This is a genomic window from Salinivibrio sp. AR640, from assembly GCF_001995405.1.
Lineage (GTDB): Bacteria > Pseudomonadota > Gammaproteobacteria > Enterobacterales > Vibrionaceae > Salinivibrio > Salinivibrio costicola.
In genome coordinates this window covers 1-20243 of sequence record NZ_MUFD01000031.1, presented here as the reverse complement: position 1 = coordinate 20243, position 20243 = coordinate 1, and the positions used below count along the sequence as shown (strand labels likewise).

General features: G+C 50.9%; 18 protein-coding genes. 10 read left to right on the top strand and 8 right to left on the bottom strand.

Annotated elements, in window-relative coordinates:
- Window positions 1-14 precede the first annotated feature (14 nt).
- The 3 genes from ptsP to dhaK are packed head-to-tail and all read right to left on the bottom strand — an operon-like array spanning window position 15 to window position 4126.
- A complete protein-coding gene (gene ptsP, locus BZG75_RS13505; protein WP_077577263.1) occupies window positions 15-2417 on the bottom strand; it encodes a phosphoenolpyruvate--protein phosphotransferase in 2403 nt (800 codons plus the stop codon).
- A 1-nt stretch (window position 2418) separates the two neighbouring features.
- Complete coding sequence (gene dhaL, locus BZG75_RS13500) at window positions 2419-3054, bottom strand: dihydroxyacetone kinase subunit DhaL (protein ID WP_025673984.1); 636 nt, start codon at window positions 3052-3054, stop codon at window positions 2419-2421.
- Between the two features lie 13 nt (window positions 3055-3067).
- Window positions 3068-4126, bottom strand: coding sequence for a dihydroxyacetone kinase subunit DhaK (dhaK, locus tag BZG75_RS13495; RefSeq protein WP_077577262.1), 1059 nt, complete (start codon window positions 4124-4126; stop codon window positions 3068-3070).
- Between the two features lie 346 nt (window positions 4127-4472).
- Between dhaK and BZG75_RS13490 the strand changes: the two genes are divergently transcribed.
- Entirely contained in the window at window positions 4473-5555 is a 1083-nt protein-coding gene (locus tag BZG75_RS13490) for a glycerol dehydrogenase (RefSeq protein WP_077577261.1), read from the top strand.
- Between the two features lie 168 nt (window positions 5556-5723).
- Here the strand turns inward: BZG75_RS13490 and BZG75_RS13485 are convergent, their stop codons facing one another.
- Complete coding sequence (locus tag BZG75_RS13485) at window positions 5724-6344, bottom strand: L-threonylcarbamoyladenylate synthase (protein WP_077577260.1); 621 nt, start codon at window positions 6342-6344, stop codon at window positions 5724-5726.
- A 90-nt stretch (window positions 6345-6434) separates the two neighbouring features.
- Window positions 6435-7337, bottom strand: coding sequence for an RNase RNM (gene rnm, locus BZG75_RS13480; RefSeq protein WP_021024310.1), 903 nt, complete (start codon window positions 7335-7337; stop codon window positions 6435-6437).
- A gap of 569 nt (window positions 7338-7906) precedes the next feature.
- On the opposite strand from rnm, the gene aroF reads away from it, so the two are divergent.
- The 7 genes from aroF (at window position 7907) to trpA (ending at window position 15738) form a co-directional block, all read left to right on the top strand.
- Complete coding sequence (gene aroF, locus BZG75_RS13475) at window positions 7907-8920, top strand: 3-deoxy-7-phosphoheptulonate synthase (protein WP_077461176.1); 1014 nt, start codon at window positions 7907-7909, stop codon at window positions 8918-8920.
- Entirely contained in the window at window positions 8917-10521 is a 1605-nt protein-coding gene (locus tag BZG75_RS13470) for an anthranilate synthase component 1 (RefSeq protein WP_077577259.1), read from the top strand. Before aroF ends, BZG75_RS13470 begins: the two co-directional genes overlap by 4 nt.
- A complete protein-coding gene (locus tag BZG75_RS13465; protein WP_077577258.1) occupies window positions 10518-11141 on the top strand; it encodes an aminodeoxychorismate/anthranilate synthase component II in 624 nt (207 codons plus the stop codon). Before BZG75_RS13470 ends, BZG75_RS13465 begins: the two co-directional genes overlap by 4 nt.
- Window positions 11142-11243: 102 nt before the next feature.
- Window positions 11244-12263 carry an anthranilate phosphoribosyltransferase gene (gene trpD, locus BZG75_RS13460; RefSeq protein WP_443216201.1) on the top strand — a complete coding sequence of 340 codons (1020 nt, stop codon included), beginning with the start codon at window positions 11244-11246 and terminating at the stop codon, window positions 12261-12263.
- On the top strand, window positions 12260-13648 hold the full coding sequence (trpCF, locus tag BZG75_RS13455) for a bifunctional indole-3-glycerol-phosphate synthase TrpC/phosphoribosylanthranilate isomerase TrpF (protein ID WP_077577257.1): 1389 nt from the start codon (window positions 12260-12262) through the stop codon (window positions 13646-13648). Before trpD ends, trpCF begins: the two co-directional genes overlap by 4 nt.
- A 75-nt stretch (window positions 13649-13723) precedes the next feature.
- Window positions 13724-14914 (top strand): tryptophan synthase subunit beta, encoded by a 1191-nt coding sequence (trpB, locus tag BZG75_RS13450; RefSeq protein ID WP_077577256.1) that lies wholly within the window; start codon window positions 13724-13726, stop codon window positions 14912-14914.
- Window positions 14914-15738: a tryptophan synthase subunit alpha gene (gene trpA, locus BZG75_RS13445; protein WP_077577255.1), complete on the top strand. Its 825-nt coding sequence runs from the start codon at window positions 14914-14916 to the stop codon at window positions 15736-15738. Before trpB ends, trpA begins: the two co-directional genes overlap by 1 nt.
- Before the next feature lie 74 nt (window positions 15739-15812).
- On the opposite strand, the gene cls is transcribed toward trpA, so the two are convergent.
- Window positions 15813-17273: a cardiolipin synthase gene (gene cls, locus BZG75_RS13440; RefSeq protein WP_077577254.1), complete on the bottom strand. Its 1461-nt coding sequence runs from the start codon at window positions 17271-17273 to the stop codon at window positions 15813-15815.
- Between the two features lie 517 nt (window positions 17274-17790).
- Here cls and BZG75_RS13435 point away from each other — a divergent pair.
- Entirely contained in the window at window positions 17791-19134 is a 1344-nt protein-coding gene (locus BZG75_RS13435; protein ID WP_077577253.1) for a sodium-dependent transporter, read from the top strand.
- Between the two features lie 114 nt (window positions 19135-19248).
- Window positions 19249-19647, top strand: a complete 399-nt coding sequence (gene yciA / locus BZG75_RS13430; protein WP_077577252.1) for an acyl-CoA thioester hydrolase YciA — start codon at window positions 19249-19251, stop codon at window positions 19645-19647.
- Window positions 19648-19699: 52 nt separating this feature from the next.
- Here the strand turns inward: yciA and BZG75_RS13425 are convergent, their stop codons facing one another.
- Together BZG75_RS13425 and BZG75_RS13420 are read right to left on the bottom strand one after the other, a co-directional pair.
- Window positions 19700-19987 carry a YkgJ family cysteine cluster protein gene (locus BZG75_RS13425; RefSeq protein WP_021024594.1) on the bottom strand — a complete coding sequence of 96 codons (288 nt, stop codon included), beginning with the start codon at window positions 19985-19987 and terminating at the stop codon, window positions 19700-19702.
- A gap of 85 nt (window positions 19988-20072) precedes the next feature.
- Window positions 20073-20243, bottom strand: a 171-nt coding sequence (locus BZG75_RS13420) for a transposase domain-containing protein (protein WP_131825144.1), incomplete at its 5' end; no start/stop codon positions are given.

Sequence of the window (20243 nt, the reverse complement as noted above, 5' to 3'; positions counted from 1 at the left end):
TACGTAGAGGAACGCTATGCCTGCAAAGACAGTTGGCGAATCTGAGCTTTGAGTCCAGGCAGCAGGCTAGCGCTAGCGCTGAACTTACGAAGACCAATACCAAGTAACATCTGTGTTGCGTTCGGATCACCCGCCATTTCGCCACACATGCTCACGGGAATACCAGCACGCTCACCGGCAGCACACGTCAATTCAATGGCTTTTAACACCGACGGTTCAAAGTAATTCACAAGCTCTGCGACTGCCGTATTGCCGCGATCTGCCGCCATAACATATTGCGTCAGATCATTAGTACCAATAGAAAAAAAGTCAACTTCTTGCGCCAACGCATCCGCATTTAGGACAGCAGCGGGGACTTCTATCATAATACCGACAGGAAGCTTACTTGCATCCACCCCTAATTGCTGAGCTTGATGCGCCAACAATGCTTTCACTTTTTTTACTTCTTCAACCTGCGCGACCATAGGTATCATCAGTTGAATATTCGGCTGTACCTGAAACGCCTTTAAAATCGCGCGCAGTTGCGTGTTAAATAAAGCTTCATGCTTGAGGCACAAACGTACCCCTCTCAAGCCTAAAAAAGGATTATCTTCCTCAGGCATAGGATAAGCCGCTAGAGGTTTATCCCCTCCCACATCGAGACTACGAATGGTGAGTGGTTTATCGCCGAGCGCAGCGGCAATGTCTCGATAAACTTGGTATTGTTCATCTTCAGTCGGTAAGGCTTCACTGTCTTGGAATAAAAACTCGGTACGAAATAGACCAACACCTTCTGCCCCCGATGTTAACGCATTTTCCAAATCATTCGGTCCACCAATATTCGCTAAAACGGGAATAGCGATACCATCGCGAGTCATCGCCACTTGCTGTGCGCTCGCTAGCGCACTTTTTCGCGCGTTTTGCCATTCAATTTTCTGTGCGTCTAGCGCCTGCTGTATCTCATCTGACGGCGCAAACCATAAGTGCCCTTTGAAGCCATCAAGCGTCACCATTTGACCTGACCGAACGGCATCGAGACACCCTTGCGCTTTTACCATCGCGGGGATCCCCATCGCGCGAGCAAGTATCGCACTATGGGACGTTTTACCGCCTTCACTTAAACAAATACCGAGCACTTTTTCTTTATCTAATCCAGCCACATCCGAGGGCATAAGGTCATGGGCCAATAAAATACTTGGCTCCTGAATCTCAATGGCCTGAGGCTTGGCACCTGTCATTTCAATCATCACTTGGCGGGCAATATCATGTACATCAGCTTCACGTTCGCGCATGTATAGCGTCTCAGCATGACGATATTCTTCCGCCAGCGCGTGAAGGGTTTCTAGCCAAGCTTGCTCGGCAATCATGCCTGACTGAATATGCGATTCGACCGATTGCCACAATTCAGGGTCACTTAACATCATGCTATGCGCCGAAAATATGTCTCCTTTCGCTTGCTTTGCTTGACGTTGTAAACGTTGAACAACACACTCTATCGCTTGCTTAACATGCGTAATTTCATCGGTTTTATGACCAAAGGAACGATCGGGTACGGGTGGCATGTCACTGGTAAAAAGAACAACGGGCGCCGTTACAATACCTTCATTCACGCTAATCCCCGTGATCGCACCTTCAATGGTTTGCGCATTCACCTCATACTGTAATGCATCAACTTCATCGCTTTGATGTTCGAGAGCACCATCATCAACGGCCTGTTTTTCGCCAAAGTGATCATGTGCGAGAGCTTTAAATGCTGCTATCGCATCCACGGCTTGGGAACCAAGGGCATGTATGGTTATGGTCTCATTGCAACGGACACCAAGCTTCGCAATACTATTGAGACTTTTTGCATTGACCTGTCGGTCGCCCTTTTGTAGCCAGAGTTGACAGTCAAAGCGCGCCAGTGCGCCAACAATGGCGGCGGCTGGCCGAGCATGTAATCCATGCGGATTTTGCACGATCCAGTCGTATGTCAGCGCTTCTTTGTCCTGCTTCGCCGTTTGCGCGGGTTCCGCATTTGTTGATGGCTTATCACCTAGATGCGCTTGTTTTACACCCAAGGCATTCTGCGCTTCCTCAACCACGGTTGCCAACGGTAACCCTGCCGCTGCTGCCACCGATGCCGCCATCGTCCCTTCGACGATGGGCGCTGATATTAACGTCACACTTTCCTTTATTTGATCATCAAGGAGATCTAGCGCCATTTCTGCACTCAGTAGGGCGCTACCGAGATCCATCAAGACAATAACGCCTTTTTCATCATTCACCCGCTCTATCGCTTCCATGACAGCAATGGTATCGGTACCTATCGGGTTTTCAGGATCATCAACACCTGCAGCAATGGCGATATTCGCTTTGCCTTGGGTCATTTGGGTCGCTAATTCAGCGACCCCCTCAGCAAGGCGACGACTATGAGAGACAACAACAATTCCCACCATCTTAATTACCTGCTATTGCTTGCTTTAGTGCTTTAATCATTAATAGAGAGGACGTAGCACCGGGATCTTGATGACCGATACTGCGCTCACCTAAATAGCTCGCTCGTCCTTTTTTCGCTTGCATTTCAATGGTGGCTAATACATTCGCTTCTGCGAGCTCAACCATCTCATTATGTAAGTGATCAGCACTTGTGCCCTTATCTAACGATGCCTTTATACTCGTCAAAACCGGTAGCCAAACATCACACATGGTTTTGTCGCCTAATTCAGCTTTACCACGAGAAACCACACCATCGACCCCACTTTTTAGCGCGTCGATCAGCTCTTCAAAGGTTAATTGTTCTCGAGTCCCGACAGCCGCCGCTGTGCGAATAAATAACGTGCCATATAAAGGGCCGCTTGCGCCTCCGACACTAGACAATAATGTCATTCCCGTATTTTTTAGAATGCTACCAATGTTTTGCTCGACAATTTGTGGCAGTTTTTCCGCGACTTTCTTAAAACCACGATTCATGTTGAGACCATGGTCGGCATCGCCGATATCACGATCAAGATCCGTGAGAAAATCTTGGTTGTCTTGATAGGTCGTCGCACACAACTCTAACCAGTGAATAATATGTGTTTTTTCAATTTGCATGTTATTTCCCCTGTTACCAGTTGATTGCGGCAGTATCAACGGGTGCATCAAAAAGTTCTAACATCTCTTTATCCGCTTTGAGTAAGGTGATTGACACCCCTTCCATATCAAGCGACGTACAGAAGTTACCTACCCTATTTCGTACGATGCGGAATCCCGCTTGCTCGCAGTTATGCGCTAGACGGCGATACACGCCGTAAAGCTCAGAAATTGGCGTGCCTCCCATACCATTGACCATCACGATGTAGTCATGATCGGCAGAAAAAGGCTCAATACTAGACACGACCTCACCCCATTCGCCTTCTTCACGATTCCAAATCCGTAACGTGCGCTGATAAGGTGCGTTTTCAGCGAGTTCAGCAAACATGTCATCCACCAAAGTATCGACGTCTGTGTATTGCATGCGTTTAATACCTGGCTCACCATGGATACCAACACCAAACTCTACTTCATTATCTTCTAAGATAAACGACGGCTTACCTGCGGCTGGCACGACACAAGCATTAAGCGCGACACCAAAGGATCGGCACTGGTTATTGACGCGTCGAGCAAGCGCTTCACACTGTGCCAACGTATAACCTTTACTTGCCGCAGCGCCGACTAATTTCTCCACTAACACAGTACCTGCCACGCCACGACGGCCAGCGGTGTAAAGGCTATCTTTTACGGCCACATCATCATCCACCAAGACTGATCCAACACTGATACCATCGGTATGAAGTAGCTCCACGGCCGTTTCAAAATTCAACACATCGCCCGTGTAGTTTTTAATGATAAAAAGCACGCCCTCACCGGTGTTTACTTGGTTACCACACTCATACATTTGATCCGGTGTGGGCGATGTAAAGACTTCTCCCGGGCACGCTCCGGTCAACATACCTTTACCAATAAAACCCGCATGCAATGGCTCATGACCACAACCGCCACCAGACACTAACGCAACTTGTCCTGGTGTTTCCTCATGCCACATATAACGAGGTTCGTAATTGGCCTTTAACTCAGGACGGGACAACGCAAGGCCTTCCATTTGTTGCAAGACAACATCATCGACTTGATTGATTAGTTTTTTCATCGTTCTATCTCATTCCATTTATTTTCACGTAGGGTATGAACTCATCTTAAGCAGAGAAAACAGGGGCTCAACAAAAATAATTTTGTTCCATAGTGGAACAATTTATCTTTTTATTTCGTTTCAATATGGAACATGAATAACGCAAACAGTCTGAATAGTGATCAATGCCATAAAGCAGGGTTTGTCGTTTTTTCTTTCGCGACGGATTTGACACTGCGGTCATAAAAGCTCAATTCAAATCCTCGATATCCTTTCTCGTTTGAGCTGTCAGTCCTAATATAGCGCCTTCCCTACAATGGTTTTTCATTGCAGAAAACACACAGAATAAAGAATAAAGGTCTGAATTATGGACAAAATAATTATTAGCCCCAGTAAATACGTCCAAGGTGAGCAAGTACTGAGCTCGATTGCACACTATGTAAAAAGTCTTGGTGAGAAACCATTAGCCATCGCTGATGCGTTCGTGACCGACTTGGTGGGTGCAGAGGTAAAACAGAGTTTTGCTGATGAAGAGATATCACTCGCAACCAATATTTTTAATGGCGAGTGTTCGCGTGCTGAGATTGAGCGCATCACCGATATTTGTGCGACACAGCAACATGATGTCATCGTCGGTATTGGCGGCGGGAAAACATTAGATACGGCAAAATCCGTTGCTTTCTATACCAAAATTCCCGTTGTTGTTGTGCCGACCATCGCGTCTACAGATGCGCCAACGTCGGCTCTCGCCGTTATCTATACCCCAGAAGGTGAATTTTCTGAATACTTGATGATTCCTAAAAATCCGGACATGGTGATCATGGATACGTCGATCATCGCTAAAGCACCGGTTCGCTTACTGGTTTCCGGGATGGGTGACGCGCTATCAACTTACTTTGAAGCTCGTGCAAATATGACGTCAGGTAAAGCAACCATGGCCGGTGGGCTTGCGACCCGGTCCGCGCAAGCGCTAGCAAAACTGTGTTATGAAACATTACTTGAAGATGGCTTGAAAGCGAAAATCGCAGTAGAAAATGGTGTGAGTACCAAGGCGGTAGAAAACATTATTGAAGCCAACACCTACCTAAGCGGTATCGGTTTTGAGAGCAGTGGCCTAGCTGGCGCACATGCCATCCATAACGGTCTCACCAAGCTTGAGGAGTGCCACCACCTTTACCATGGCGAGAAGGTGGCATTTGGTACACTTGTTCAACTCGTACTCGAAAACGCGGCAATGGAAGAGATAAATACCGTCCTCGCTTTCTGCCGTTCCGTTGGCCTACCGACCAATCTTTTTGATATGGGCGTAAAAACGCTGAATCATACGACGTTGCGTGCGGTGGCAGATGCATCAACTGCTGAAGGAGAGACTATCCATAATATGCCATTTCCTGTGACAGCAGATAATGTTTATTCCGCAATTTTAACGGCGCATCAACTGGGTCAATAGTGCATCGCCTACCGCATAAATTGAGACATATCGGATCATAAAAAAACGCCCAGCAAGGTGGCCGGGCGGGAATGGAAGGTCAACCACTGGCTGACGCAACATCAGAACAAGAACATTGCACTGATAATTACGCAGTGCAATGTTTGTTGGTTCACTGGCAATAAAGGATTAATCAAACGGCGTCGAATCACCACGACCCTGGCGTCGAATTTCAGGCGCACCGTCGCTAAAATCGACCACCGTCGTTGGATGCTCACCCAACACCCCACCGTGCATGATCAAATCCACACTGTGTTCTAAATGATCGCGTATCGCTTCGGGATCGGATTCGGTGAAATCATTACCGGGCAGAATCAGCGAGGTCGACATTAATGGCTCACCCAAGGCTTCGAGCAAATCTAGGGCGATTTGATTATCGGGAACACGAATGCCAATGGTCTTACGTTTTGGATTCATCAAACGTTTTGGCACTTCTTTGGTCGCTTTAAAAATAAAGGTATACGACCCTGGGGTATTGTTCCGGATTAGCCGAAACGCAACATTATCCACCCGTGCATACAGTGAAAGCTCAGAAAGATCGCGACATAGCAACGTAAAATTATGATCTTTATCGAGATCACGAATACGGCAAATACGCTCTAGCGCTTGTTTATTCTCAAGCTGACAGCCAAGCGCATAGCCCGAATCAGTCGGATAAATAATCACCCCACCGTTTCGCACAATTTCCACCGCTTGCTTGATCAGCCGCGCTTGCGGATTCTCTGGGTGGACATAAAAAAACTGACTCATGGTTCCTCCTGCTGTAGCTTGACCACGTTTTGGATGCGCACCGCAACCCAGCGATAGTGGCCGACGCGCCGGATAATCCTTATTATCCTTCTATTGTAACGCGTCTGACTGGTTGCTATCTAGTTGATTTATTGATTGCTGTTTCTGCTCGGCAGCCTCTAACCATGCCCAATTCCACCAAAGCGGCTGGCAGTCTTTAGGCAGCCATAGATTTCGGCCTAGCTCTGTCCATGGTGAAGGGTAATGAAAATCTGAGCCCAATGAGGCCAATAAGCCATAGTCCCGCGCGTAGTCAGCGAGCAAACGACGTTCTTGTTGCGACTGCTGAGGGAGTGCGACTTCGATGGCATCGCCTTTCGCCTCAGAAAACGCCGTTAGCAGTCGCTTCAGCCACTTAGCCTTGAGTTTGTATCGGCCCGGGTGAGCGAGTACTGCCTGTCCACCGGCTTGGTGAATCACCTCAACGGCCTCTGCAATCGAACACCAATTTGGCGGCGCATACCCCGTATTGCCTCGAGTTAAAAAGCGCTTAAAACAAGCCTGCATGGTTTTCGCGTGGCCCTGCTCCACCAGCCAGCGGGCAAAATGCGCACGAGTTAGCGGTGCATCACCGGCCAGCTCACGTGCACCCGCTAACGCGCCTATATAATGCGAGCGCTCTAGCCGTGCAGCAATCAACTCCGCCCGTTGTTGGCGTCGCTCAGCTTGCTCGGCAATCAGCGCGATTAATGCCGGATGGTGCGGATCGATATTTAAGCCCACAATGTGAATATCAAAGTTTTGCCACAGAGTAGAAATCTCAATACCGCTGACCAAGGTAAGGGGCAGCGCTTGGCGGTCAATTTCTGCTTGCGCATCCACCAGCCCGGCAGTGGTGTCGTGATCGGTAATCGCCAACACCCCCACACGGCGCTCAACCGCACGCTGCACTAAATCTTGGGGCGATAAACGGCCATCTGAGGCCGTCGTGTGACTATGTAAATCAATGATCATGGTGTATCGGGTTTCCTTAATATGTCCACGCACTCTGGTGATGCTAACGCAAGCAAGTTAATGCACGTACGCGAACACTATTGATTCATTTGTTATTTTTTATGGTGCGCTTTTTCCGCACTTTTTCTGCATTCTTTTGGTTTTCCCCGTTGACACAGAGACAAAATATCAGTTTACTAGTACACAAGTTAACGCGCACCGTTTCTCGGTCTCGGGGAGCAAGATGGCGCTAAGGGTAACAGTCACAACGGAGTCTCGCAGCATGTATTTCAATACCTCGCCTCGTACAAAGGGCATTTACACGGCACCCACTGCAGTACTGGCCGTCAGCGCGCTAGCGACATCTATGACCTCTGTTGCACTTATTGGGTGGCACGGCTCCTTACGGGCGGTGTGACGGGCTGTATCAACAGCTACCTTATTCACAACGCCCGCCACTGACGCGGGCGTTTTTGTCTCTGAGCTTTGCCATTAAGCGTTATCGTGCTACTACGCATTCAGCCACTAAGCATTTGGCCACTAAGCATTCAGCCACGGTAATCCACAACCATAGTTTAAAAGGATATTTGATGATTATTGTACTTAAACCCCAAGCCACTGAGCAGGACGCCAAAGGGCTACTCAACCAAATCGAGCAGTGCGGATTAAAACCGCTTTACATGCCAGGGGTTGAGCGCATTGTACTCGGCGCGTTGGGCGATGAACGCGTTTTGCAACAATGCCACTTTGAGGCCAACCCGCTGGTTGAAGAAGTGAAACCGATTTTAACCAAGTACAAACGCGTCAGCCGTGATGTGCAGCCGCACGATAGCGTAGTAAATATCGGCAATGTGCCTGTCGGTGGACAAGACTTTGTGGTCATGGCAGGCCCTTGCTCGGTGGAGTCGGAACCTCAATTGCTTTCCGTGGCAGAGCGAGTTAAAACCCACGGCGCTCGCGTGTTACGTGGCGGTGCCTTTAAGCCGCGCACCAGCCCTTATGATTTTCAAGGCATGGGAATAGAAGGGCTTAAGCTGCTAAAAAAAGCCAGTGAGCTCACCGGCATGCCAACCGTGTCAGAAGTGATGGAAATCAGCCAAGTCGATGCCGTGTGTGAATACATTGATTGCTTGCAAATTGGCGCACGTAATATGCAAAACTATGGCTTACTCAAAGCAGTGGGAGAAACTGGCAAACCGGTCTTGTTAAAACGCGGCCTTTCCGCCACTATCGAAGAATGTTTGCTGGCAGCGGAATATATTGTCGATGCGGGCAACCCTAATGTGATTTTGTGTGAGCGCGGCATTCGCACTTACGAAACCGCCACAAGAAACACCTTGGATTTAAACGCGGTGGCCTTTATGAAACAACGCAGCCACCTGCCAGTACTGGTCGACCCAAGCCATGGAACGGGTGTGCGAGAGCTCGTCACGCCGCTATCACGCGCGGCTGCAGCCGTCGGCGCAGATGGCATTATTGTGGAAAGCCATCTGAATCCAAGCGAGGCGTTGTCAGACGGTCACCAAGCATTGACCGGCGATATGTTCGCGCAGCTAATGCAAGAATTAACCCCCTTTGTTCAAGCGGCAGGGAGAAAGCTGTGAACACCCATCACCTCCAATACGGCGAGCTCGATACGCTCCAACTGTCGGTGCCTTATGTGGCCGATCCGACCGAGCTGTATGCCGCCGTGTGCCAAGATAAACCCTTTAGCATGTTGCTGGAGTCAGCTGAAATTGACTCAAAGCGCAACGTGAAAAGCCTGATGCTCGTTGACGCCGCGGTACGGATTGAATGCCGGGCGCAAACCGTAACCTTGCAAGCGCTGACCCATAATGGCGCCCATTTGCTCGACAGCATCAGGCAAAGTGCGGCGCTGCAAGCGTTACCCTGTGAGGCAGAAAGCACTGAGCGTAACAATCAACCGGCACTGACACTGACATTCCGCCATCCTAACGACAATGGTGCCCTGCTGGATGAAGACGCCCGTCTGCGCCAAGCGTCGGTGTTTGATGCGCTGCGCGTCGTTAAACAAAGCGTCGCGTTGGAGAATCAGCCTGACGATGCGCTGTTTATCGGCGGCTTATTTGCCTATGACTTAGTCGCCAGTACCGAAACACTGTCCAGCGTAGACGGCACCGAGAGCTGTCCGGATTATCTCTTTTATGTCGCCGAGAGCTTACTGGTGATTGATCACCAACACCGACAAGCACGCTTACAAGGCACCTTGTTTGGTGGCGATAATGCAAGTGCCCACTACGTGGATTTATCGCGCCGCTTGCAACGCATCAAAGAAGCCTGCTTATCGCCTGCGCCACTTCCCGACGCGCCCGTGATGACTGAACACTCAGTCGCAGTTTCAGTCTCCGATTCAAACTTTTGTCAGCAAGTTGAAGCGCTAAAAAAACACGTGATCGCCGGAGATGTGTTTCAAGTGGTGCCCTCGCGCCGTTTTACACTCGCGTGCCCGTCGCCGCTCAATGCCTATCGCGCGCTGAAACACGGCAATCCTAGCCCATATATGTTTTATCTGCGCGATAGCGAATTCAGCTTATTTGGTGCCTCACCAGAAAGCGCACTCAAATATACCCAAACGACCAATCAAGTCGAAATTTACCCTATTGCCGGTACTCGTCGACGCGGAAAAACGGCCCAAGGCAGCATTGATCACGACTTAGATAGCCGAATTGAACTTGAGCTGCGTAATGATGAAAAAGAAAATGCTGAGCACATGATGCTGGTCGATTTGGCCCGTAACGATGTTGCACGCATTAGCACGCCCGGCAGCCGCCACGTGGCCGATTTGCTCAAAGTGGACCGCTATAGCCACGTCATGCACTTAGTCTCTCGGGTGGTGGGTCAACTTAAACCCGATCTTGACGCGCTGCATGCCTACCAAGCCTGTATGAACATGGGCACGCTTACCGGTGCACCGAAACTTAGAGCGATGCAACTGATCCGTGATACCGAGCATTGCCGCCGCGGTAGCTATGGCGGTGCGGTGGGATATTTTACCGGTTCAGGCGACATGGACACCTGCATCGTGATCCGCTCCGCCTACGTTGAAAACGGCCTTGCTACCGTGCAAGCCGGCGCAGGCGTGGTGTTTGATTCTGACCCACAAGCGGAAGCGGACGAAACCCGCGGCAAAGCTCAAGCGGTGATCCATGCGATTCAAACCGCCCACCAAGGAGGCCAATCATGAGTACCCCGCAAATGGACATCGTGCTCCTCGATAACATGGACTCCTTTACCTATAACTTAGTGGATCAATTTCGCGCATTGGGTTACCCGGTCACGGTGTTCCGGCACCATTTAGATGCTGATGCCATTGTCAGCCACATTCGTGCCCTGCCCCAGCCGCTACTGGTGCTCTCGCCTGGCCCGGGTGCACCCGCCGATGCCGGCTGCATGCCCGCATTGATTGAGGCCTTACGCGGCCACGTGCCGATGTTGGGGATTTGTTTGGGCCAGCAAGCCATCGTTGAAGCCTACGGCGGCACAGTGGCAGGCGCCGGCACCATTATGCACGGCAAAGCCTCAGCCATGCACCACCAGCAACATGCGGTATTTGGTCCACTTGCCTCACCATTAACCGTCGCCCGTTACCACTCACTGGTTGCCACTGATGTCCCTGCCAACTTGGATGTCATCGCCACAACCTTTGATGGCAAAGATCAGAAAGTGATGGCCGTGGTTAACAACACCGACTATGTAGTCGGTTATCAATTCCACCCCGAATCGATTTTAACCGCGCAAGGGGCCGCGCTACTCACCCACACCATTGATTGGGCGAGTGAATTTTACCAAGGCAATCGTGATTAATAGCTAAACAAACCAATAAATAAAGAAACGAATAGAGATACAACACGTACAACACCAATAAGTACGGACGTCAGGACAGACACATCGAGGTTAAATGCAGTGATGGATCAAGCAACCGTGGATCACCTACTAGAAGCGCTCTACCAACAGCAGTCGCTCAGCCAAACGCAAAGTGAACAACTATTTAGCGCCATTATTCAAGGCGCGCTCGAGCCTGCTCGATTAGCCGCCGCGTTAACCGCATTGAAGATTAAAGGGGAAACCCCGGAAGAAATCGCCGGCGCCGCGAAGGCACTCACCGATAACGCCGAGCCTTTTCCACGTCCCAGCTATCCGTTTGCCGATATCGTCGGCACCGGTGGCGATGGGGCGAACACCATTAATATTTCTACCACCGCCGCATTTGTGGCCGCTGCCTGTGGCGTGAAAGTCGCCAAGCACGGCAATCGCGGGGTCTCAAGCAAATCCGGCTCGTCGGATCTACTCGCCGCGTTTGGGATTGATTTGGCCATGCCTGCCGAGCAAGCGCGTGCGGCACTGGATACACTTGGCGTGTGCTTTTTATTCGCCCCGCAATACCACACCGGTGTGCGCCATGCGATGCCCGTGCGCCAAGCCATGAAAACACGCACCATCTTTAACCTGCTTGGGCCGTTAATCAATCCAGCCAAGCCCAGTATTGAGCTAATGGGCGTGTACGACCAAGCACTGGTGGCGCCAATTGCGCAAACCATGCAAAACCTCAACATGACGCGCGCGGCCGTGGTTCACGGTGACGGCCTGGATGAAGTGGCGATCCATGGCCCTACGACGGTAGCAGAAATCACGCCAACGCAGATTGAGCATTACACCCTGACCCCCAGCGACTTTGGTGTATCCCAATACCCGCTGGACAGCATTGCCGGGGGCACGCCCGAGCAAAACCGCGAGATGATCCGCGCGATTTTGCAAGGTAAAGGCACAGATGCTCAGCAAGCGGCGGTAGCGGTCAATGTCGCCCTATTGCTACGCTTATTCGGACAAGAAGATTTGAAAGCAAATACCCAACAGGCCTTGGACGTGATGGCGTCGGGCAAGCCTTACACCATCATGCAAGCGTTAGCACAAAGGAGCGCAGTATGACCACGTCAGCCCTCAACGACACCATTTTAGGCCGCATTGTCGATGACAAAAAACGCTGGATCGCCGCCCGCAAAAAAGCCCAGCCGTTAGAAAGCTTTGTCGACCAACTGACGCCGAGCGATCGTGATTTTCGTGCTGCGTTAGCCGCACCGGGCTCGCAGTTTATCTTGGAGTGCAAAAAAGCCTCGCCCTCGAAAGGAGTGATTCGAGACGATTTTGATCCAGCAGCCATTGCGCAAGCATACAAGCCATTCGCCACGGCGATTTCGGTACTCACCGATGAAGACTACTTTCAGGGCAGTTTTGATTTTCTCCCCATCGTGCGTGACCAAGTTGATGCTCCAGTGCTGTGTAAAGACTTTATTATCGACCCGTATCAGGTTTACCTCGCGCGTCATTATCAAGCCGATGCGATCTTGTTGATGCTGTCAGTGCTCGACGACGCCGAATACCGTGAGCTAGCCGATTTAGCCGAGTCTTTAAAGCTGGGGGTACTCACCGAAGTGAGTACCGAAGACGAGCTGGCGCGGGCCAATGCCTTAGGGGCGGTGGTGATTGGCATTAACAACCGTAATTTGCGCGATTTAAGTATTGATCGCGATCGCACCAAACGCTTAGCACCGCAAGTGGGGGAAAAAGCGATCGTGATTTCAGAAAGTGGCATTCATAGCCACCGCCATGTGCGCGACCTCGCCGATTACGCCGACGGCTTTTTGATTGGCAGTGCCTTAATGGCAGAGCCCGATCTCACGCTTGCGCTACGTAAAGTGATCTTGGGCGATAACAAAGTGTGCGGGTTAACCTCAGCCGATGATGCCCTCGCCGCCTATGACGCGGGCGCGGTTTATGGCGGGCTCATTTTTGTTGAACACTCGCCGCGCGCGGTAACCCCAGCTGTGGCCGAACGTGTAAAGCTAGGCGCGCCGCTTCGCTATGTGGGCGTGTTCCAAAACCACGCAATAGAGACTGTCGCAGCGCATGCCCATCAGCTCAACCTACACGCGGTGCAATTACATGGCGATGAAGATGCTGCGTACTTACAAGCACTGCGCGAAAGGCTTCCGACCCACTGTGAAATATGGAAAGCGCACGGTGTGTCTGATGTCGCCCCAGCGTTAGACGGCGTCGACGCAGACCGCCACCTCATCGACAGCCGAGTCGGTCAGCAATCTGGCGGCACCGGCAAAACCTTTGATTGGCACCTGATCCCAAAAGCGGCCAAAGACAAAGTGATGATCGCGGGTGGTTTGACGCCCGACAATGCCGCAAAGGCCGCTGCACAAGGCTGCTTAGGGCTCGATTTTAACTCCGGCGTAGAACATGCGCCCGGTGTGAAAGACGCCCACAAGCTTAACGCGGCGTTTCGTGCCCTACGCCGTTATTAATTGTCCAGAGATGAGTGATTACGCCGGGGTGAACGACGCACCTCGGCACCAAATTAAAGACGTAAAAGGATTATTATGAGCAAGCTTAACCCTTATTTTGGTGAATTTGGCGGCCAGTACGTGCCACAAATTTTGGTGCCTGCGCTCGATCAACTCGAGCAAGCGTTTATTGATGCGCAAGAAGATCCCACCTTTAAAGACGACTATATTCGTCTATTGCAAGAATACGCGGGACGCCCCACCGCACTGACGTTATGCCGTAATCTTACCAAGGGCACCAAGACTAAACTCTATCTCAAACGTGAAGATTTACTCCACGGTGGCGCGCACAAAACCAACCAAGTGCTTGGCCAGGCGATGCTCGCTCAGCGCATGGGCAAATCAGAAATTATTGCCGAAACCGGCGCCGGCCAACACGGCGTAGCGACCGCACTCGCATGTGCGCTGCTGGGGCTAAAATGCCGCATTTATATGGGTGCCAAAGATGTTGAACGTCAAAGCCCCAATGTGTTTCGCATGAAGCTGATGGGCGCAACGGTGATCCCCGTGCACGCGGGCTCTTCGACCCTCAAAGATGCCTGTAACGAGGCGATGCGCGACTGGTCTGCCAACTATGATACCGCGCACTACTTGCTCGGCACCGCGGCCGGCCCTCATCCTTTCCCGACCATTGTGCGCGAGTTTCAACGCATTATTGGCGAAGAAACCCGCGAACAAATCCTGCGCGCAGAAGGCCGCTTGCCCGATGCGGTGATCGCCTGTGTCGGCGGCGGCTCAAACGCCATTGGCATGTTTGCGGATTTTATTGAAGACAAAGACGTGCGCTTAATTGGCGTGGAACCGGCCGGTAAAGGACTCGATACCGATCAGCACGGCGCCCCCTTAAAACACGGCAAGCCCGGGATTTTCTTTGGGATGAAATCGCCATTAATGCAAGATGAATATGGCCAAGTAGAAGAGTCGTATTCCGTGTCTGCGGGGTTAGATTTCCCGTCCGTGGGACCTCAACATGCCCACCTAAACGCCATTGGTCGTGCTGAATACCCGGCGGCCACGGATGACGAGGCGCTGGAAGCCTTTCAATCACTGGCGCGTAATGAGGGGATCATTCCCGCATTAGAAACCGCCCACGCCCTGGCACACGCGCAAAAAATGATCGCCGTCGCCCCCAATAAAGAGCAGATATTGGTGGTTAATTTATCGGGCCGAGGCGACAAAGATATTTTTTCGGTTTATGAGATTTTAGAAGGCAAAGGAGAGCTGTAATGACGGCACCATCAACTCGATATCAAGCGATGTTCGCAAACCTGGATGCCAAACAGCAAGGCGCCTTTGTTCCTTTTGTCACCTTAGGGGATCCAAACCCAGAACAATCACTCGCCGTGATCGATGCTTTGATTGAAGGTGGCGCCGATGCGCTGGAGCTTGGCATGCCTTTTTCCGACCCGCTCGCTGATGGGCCGACCATTCAAGATGCCACCATCCGAGCGCGGGCAGCCGGCACCACACCCGATACCTGTTTTGACATGTTAGCGACCATTCGTGCCAAGCACCCCACGATCCCCATTGGGTTATTAATGTACGCCAACTTAGTCTATGCACGGGGTATCGAAACATTTTACACCCGCTGCGCTGAGGTTGGCGTCGACTCGGTGCTTATCGCCGATGCCCCGATTTCTGAATCCGCCCCCTTTCGTGATCACGCCCTAGCGCACGGTATCGATCCGATTTTTATCGCCCCACCCAATGCGGACGATAAAACCCTCGCCAAAGTGGCCGAGCTGGGTCGTGGCTATACCTATTTGGTATCGCGCGCCGGGGTAACAGGTGCGGAAGCCAAAGCCGGCACACCGGTCGAGCACTTGCTAGGCACCCTATTTCATCATCAAGCACCGCGCCCGCTACTTGGGTTTGGTATTTCAACCCCTGAGCAAGTCAAGGCAGCCATTGTGGCCGGAGCCGCCGGTGCAATATCAGGCTCAGCGGTGGTGAAAATTATTGAAACCCATCAGCACGACGTGCCGACTATGCTCAACGCGCTGACTGAGTTTGTCCGAGCCATGAAAGCGGCAACAGCACACGCCTCGTAGCTTTCAGTCGCTTGTCATCATCAGTACCGATAGCAAAAAGCCCACCAGGCAAGTCGTGCCATGGTGGGCTTTTTTTACAACAGCGGACTAAACATATAAAAAAACTGCTCGATAGGTTTGAGGTAAACCGGCCTTTGTTGCCAGCTCTCAGGGTTCACGCGCGAAGACTGAGCCAGATAGTCCTGATGCAATTGGTTAATACCAGCACAAAAATCAGGGTCATCGACAGTCAAGGTCAATTCAAAGTTTAACCATAGGCTGCGCATATCAAGGTTTACCGTTCCCACTAAGCAGTACTGCTCATCGACAAGCACTGACTTGGTATGCAATAAGCCACCGCTGAAGCGATAGATGTCTACCCCCGCTGACATCAAGTCCTCAAAAAATGAGCGACTCGCCCACTCCACCATCAGCGAATCATTTTTTTCCGGCACAATGATCGTCACTTTCACACCGCGTTGCGCCGCGGTTTGCAGGCTGACCATCAGGCCTTCACTGGGGACCAAATAAGGTGTGGTAATCGTAATACTGGTTTCCGCTTGGTGAATGGCCAAGGTGAGCACTTGTTGGATCATTCCCTCAGGCAACCCAGGCCCTGACGGAATCGCTTGTACGGCATGATTGGCATGTTGATGATCTTCTATCATCAAGCATTCGGGCGCACTGGGCAGGTCACGAATGCCGGTTTCAACTTCCCAGTCCCAGGCAAATACGCTGCTAAGCACCGATACCGTCGGCCCCGACACGCGAACCATCACATCGACCCACTGACCAACACCCGCATGTTGCTTGAAAAATCGCGGGTCGACCATATTCATCGAGCCGGTATAAGCCAGTTGGTTATCGATAATAACCGCTTTACGATGCTGGCGAATATCGAGACGCCGAAAGAACATCCTGAACGGGTTCACCGCCAGTGCTTCTATCAGCTCAACCCCGGCCTCGCGCATCGCATGTGGCCATTTACTACGGAAAAAAGCTTTGCTCCCTGCAGAATCCAACATGATCCGCACCGGAATGCCCTGTTTTGCTTTATCGCACGCCGCCTGCGCCACCTCATCAGCGTGCCCGCCCGGATGCCAAATATAGAAGACTATATCCACATTGTGTTGCGCCTGACGGATATCGAAAGCAATAGATTTAAGAATATCGGCAGGCTCGGTTTGCAAAGTCAATTGATTGCCCGAGAGCTCAGGGACACCAATTCGAGCATGACAGAGCCGGTTCACATGGTGGGATTGCTCATTAATATGATGGGGACGGTGTGCGGGACACGCTTGTAAACTCAATAGCCACTGACGATAAGGCTCAAACATCGCTTTCGCCCGCATGGCTCGGGTTTTCCCCAAATTTAATTCGCCAAAAAGCAGGTACGCAATCACCCCCACAATCGGCAGAATATAGATAATCATCAGCCAAGCAATCGACACGCCCAGTGCGCGTCGCTTGAATACCACGCGTATCGTTACACCCGCAATTGTTAACCAGTACAGTAACAACAACAGTACGGTAAGGATTTCGTAGACTTTTTCCATGCCCAAGTGCACACCTTGATAGTCATTAATAAAGGGTTAACCCGCTAGCTCCTCCATTCTGCCTAGGTTATGAGCGGGTGCAAGCAACGTCTTGTCTTTAGGTGACGACACAATCAGACTCGACAGTGAGTTAACGCACATCATTGGCGCTTATCTTAGCGCAGTCAGTCATATTATTGTGACAACTCACCGCAATGTTACTAGATTGTTAAATAAGTAATTGCAGCAGAGAAAGTCACTGTGATACTCACTATAGGTAGCGAATCGCGCTTATCACTGTCGAAGAAGTCATCACGAGCAGGAAGAATATGGGGAAATTATGCTTATTTTAGGCATTACATACGGCAAGATCTTCAAATTCTACGCATAAACTGTTTTACTTACGAGTCTTTGAGCTAGGAATTACTCATCCAAGTTCGTAATAAAAAGTTTACACCTTTGACAGTTTCATCAACGACGACATCTTGAGGTGTCGTTTAAAAAATCAATTAATTATCGCAAACGATAACGAGTAGGTATGGCAAACACACAACGCGCACAATTTTCATCCCGCATTGGGTTTATTTTGGCGGCAGCAGGCTCAGCCATTGGGCTAGGCAACATTTGGGGATTCCCGACCCAAACCGCCTCTAACGGCGGCGCCGTTTTTCTATTCATTTATCTGCTAATGGTTTTTATCCTAGCGTACCCTCTTTTAATAGCAGAACTCACTATTGGCCGTTACGGTAATGCCAACCCTGTTCGCTCGTTATCTTCAGTCGCGGGCGGGCAAAAGTGGTTGGGCCGTTTGCTCGGCTTGGTCGGTATGCTCGGGGCAACCGGTATCCTTAGCTTCTATGCCATCGTTGCCGGTTGGCTGGTCGGCTTTATGGTGTCACCACTGCTCACCGCGCTGGGCTTTGTCGATGCCGCTAACTGGTTAGAGTCATTCAGCGATACCCGAAATCTGGTATTGATGCTGTGTTTTATGGTGCCGACCATCCTGGTTGTGCGCAATGGCATTGCTAACGGCATTGAACGTTGGTCATCCCGCCTTATGCCCGTCCTGTTTTTGTTGTTCGTGGTCATGGTGGTGTACATTTTGTTCCAACCGGGTGCGATCGATGGTTTAGAAATGTACCTGATCCCCGATATGTCACACCTGTCACCTAGCCTGGTTGTGAGTGCCATGGGGCAAGCCTTCTTCTCGTTATCGCTCGGTGTCTGCGTGATGATGGTCTACGGCTCTTACTTATCCAAATCTGCCAGCATTCCTAAAACGGCCGCGCAAGTTGCGCTACTCGATACGGGCATTGCCTTTACCGCGGGGCTACTGATCATGCCCGCCATGTTTGTGGCACAGCACAATGGGGTCGCGATATACAGCGAAGCGGGCGAATTGCTGAGCAGCGACACCCTGGTATTTAGCGTATTACCGGCCATGTTTGACACCATGGGCTCGGCTGGCTTATTCATCGGTTTTGCCTTCTTCCTGCTCATGGTGATTGCGGCACTCACCTCGGCGATTTCCATGCTTGAAGTGCCTGTCGCCTGTGCGACCGAAGAGCTGAAACAATCACGAGAAAAAGCGGTCTGGTGGATAGGAGGCCTGATCACCGCCGCCTCGGCCATCATCGTCTACAACTTTGGCGAGCTGTTTGGCTTGGTCGTCACCGTGACCACCGAATACGCACAGCCAATTCTCGGCCTACTGTTTGCGCTTGTCGCCGGTTGGCTATGGCACCGCAACGAAATATTAAAAGAGTTGGTGCAAGGCAGTCCTGAACTGGGCGACACCTGGTTCTGGAAAATTTGGCCCGGCTATGTGCGTGTTATTTGCCCCATTTTAATGCTGTTGGTCTTCGGCTGGGATTGGGTTTAACGCTTATCGGACCAATAAAAACTTGCCCGAATGCTGTGTTAGCGGTCACAATTCTTATCTTGTACTGTAAAAAAGGGGCGCATTGCCCCTTTTCAATAAGATGTGAAGAGAGCCATGTCTGACAATAAAAACAACTGCCCACGCGGCCAACTGCTGCTTCGTACATTAGCGATGCCTGCGGACACTAACGCCAATGGTGATATTTTTGGTGGCTGGATTATGTCTCAGCTCGATCTGGCCGGCGCCATTTTGGCGAAAGAAATCTCAGGCGGTCGCGTTGTGACTGTCTCAGTCAATGACATTACTTTTAAAGCACCGGTGAGCGTCGGCGATGTGGTCTGCTGCTACGGTACCTGCCAACGTATCGGCAATACGTCGATAACCATTGAACTCGAGGTATGGGTTAAGCCCGTCAGCCATGATGAAATTGGTGATCGTAATAAGGTCAGTCATGCAACATTTAACTATGTTGCCATTGATGAGAACGGCCGCCCTCGCGCGATCAAAAAATAAAAAAGAGGGCCTGTTTACTCAACAGGCCCTCTTTTTTCACGGTGAATCGTAGTTACATGTTTTTACGCTCATCGATGCATTCATCTGAGCCCATTTCAAACTCTCGACAAATCCAAGGCCGATTTTCATAAATCGTGCACATAAACGTGTCTCGATCAACCGCCGAGCACCAACCATCGTCAAGCCGTTTCATTACCTCTCCGCCCCAAGCATCGATTTCAATATGCTCTCTGGGTACACCGGTATCGGTAATCAGCATCACCTCTAAACGACAGCAACATGCTTTACACGTCGCGCAGGTGACATCGGAGGTTGGCACGTTTGTTACTTCAATAGTCATAAACAGCTACATGTGACTGGATTACTGGCATCCTACGCTAAATTGACCGTGTTGACGAGTAAGCGGTTAATAAACCGGTGAACGCCTACTCGACATCACTGAGATCCACACACCATGGCATCAGATCTGACATATCGTCCGATGGCGACCGCTTGGGTAATTCAGCGAACAGGTGCCGGAAGTAATAATAGGGATTGATGTCATTGGCACGGCATGTCATCACCAAGCTATACAGATTAGCACTCGCTTTTGCTCC

What these genes read in the sequence shown, in the direction of transcription:
- dhaL (WP_025673984.1), bottom strand. Translation starts at nt 3,054, where the DNA reads ATGCAAATTGAAAAAACACATATTATTCACTGGTTAGAGTTGTGTGCG.
- trpCF (WP_077577257.1), top strand. Translation starts at nt 12,260, where the DNA reads ATGACCACGTCAGCCCTCAACGACACCATTTTAGGCCGCATTGTCGAT.
- trpD (WP_443216201.1), top strand. Translation starts at nt 11,244, where the DNA reads ATGGATCAAGCAACCGTGGATCACCTACTAGAAGCGCTCTACCAACAG.
- aroF (WP_077461176.1), top strand. Translation starts at nt 7,907, where the DNA reads ATGATTATTGTACTTAAACCCCAAGCCACTGAGCAGGACGCCAAAGGG.
- BZG75_RS13490 (WP_077577261.1), top strand. Translation starts at nt 4,473, where the DNA reads ATGGACAAAATAATTATTAGCCCCAGTAAATACGTCCAAGGTGAGCAA.
- cls (WP_077577254.1), bottom strand. Translation starts at nt 17,273, where the DNA reads ATGGAAAAAGTCTACGAAATCCTTACCGTACTGTTGTTGTTACTGTAC.
- rnm (WP_021024310.1), bottom strand. Translation starts at nt 7,337, where the DNA reads ATGATCATTGATTTACATAGTCACACGACGGCCTCAGATGGCCGTTTA.
- BZG75_RS13435 (WP_077577253.1), top strand. Translation starts at nt 17,791, where the DNA reads ATGGCAAACACACAACGCGCACAATTTTCATCCCGCATTGGGTTTATT.
- yciA (WP_077577252.1), top strand. Translation starts at nt 19,249, where the DNA reads ATGTCTGACAATAAAAACAACTGCCCACGCGGCCAACTGCTGCTTCGT.
- trpA (WP_077577255.1), top strand. Translation starts at nt 14,914, where the DNA reads ATGACGGCACCATCAACTCGATATCAAGCGATGTTCGCAAACCTGGAT.
- BZG75_RS13465 (WP_077577258.1), top strand. Translation starts at nt 10,518, where the DNA reads ATGAGTACCCCGCAAATGGACATCGTGCTCCTCGATAACATGGACTCC.
- ptsP (WP_077577263.1), bottom strand. Translation starts at nt 2,417, where the DNA reads ATGGTGGGAATTGTTGTTGTCTCTCATAGTCGTCGCCTTGCTGAGGGG.
- BZG75_RS13425 (WP_021024594.1), bottom strand. Translation starts at nt 19,987, where the DNA reads ATGACTATTGAAGTAACAAACGTGCCAACCTCCGATGTCACCTGCGCG.
- BZG75_RS13485 (WP_077577260.1), bottom strand. Translation starts at nt 6,344, where the DNA reads ATGAGTCAGTTTTTTTATGTCCACCCAGAGAATCCGCAAGCGCGGCTG.
- trpB (WP_077577256.1), top strand. Translation starts at nt 13,724, where the DNA reads ATGAGCAAGCTTAACCCTTATTTTGGTGAATTTGGCGGCCAGTACGTG.
- dhaK (WP_077577262.1), bottom strand. Translation starts at nt 4,126, where the DNA reads ATGAAAAAACTAATCAATCAAGTCGATGATGTTGTCTTGCAACAAATG.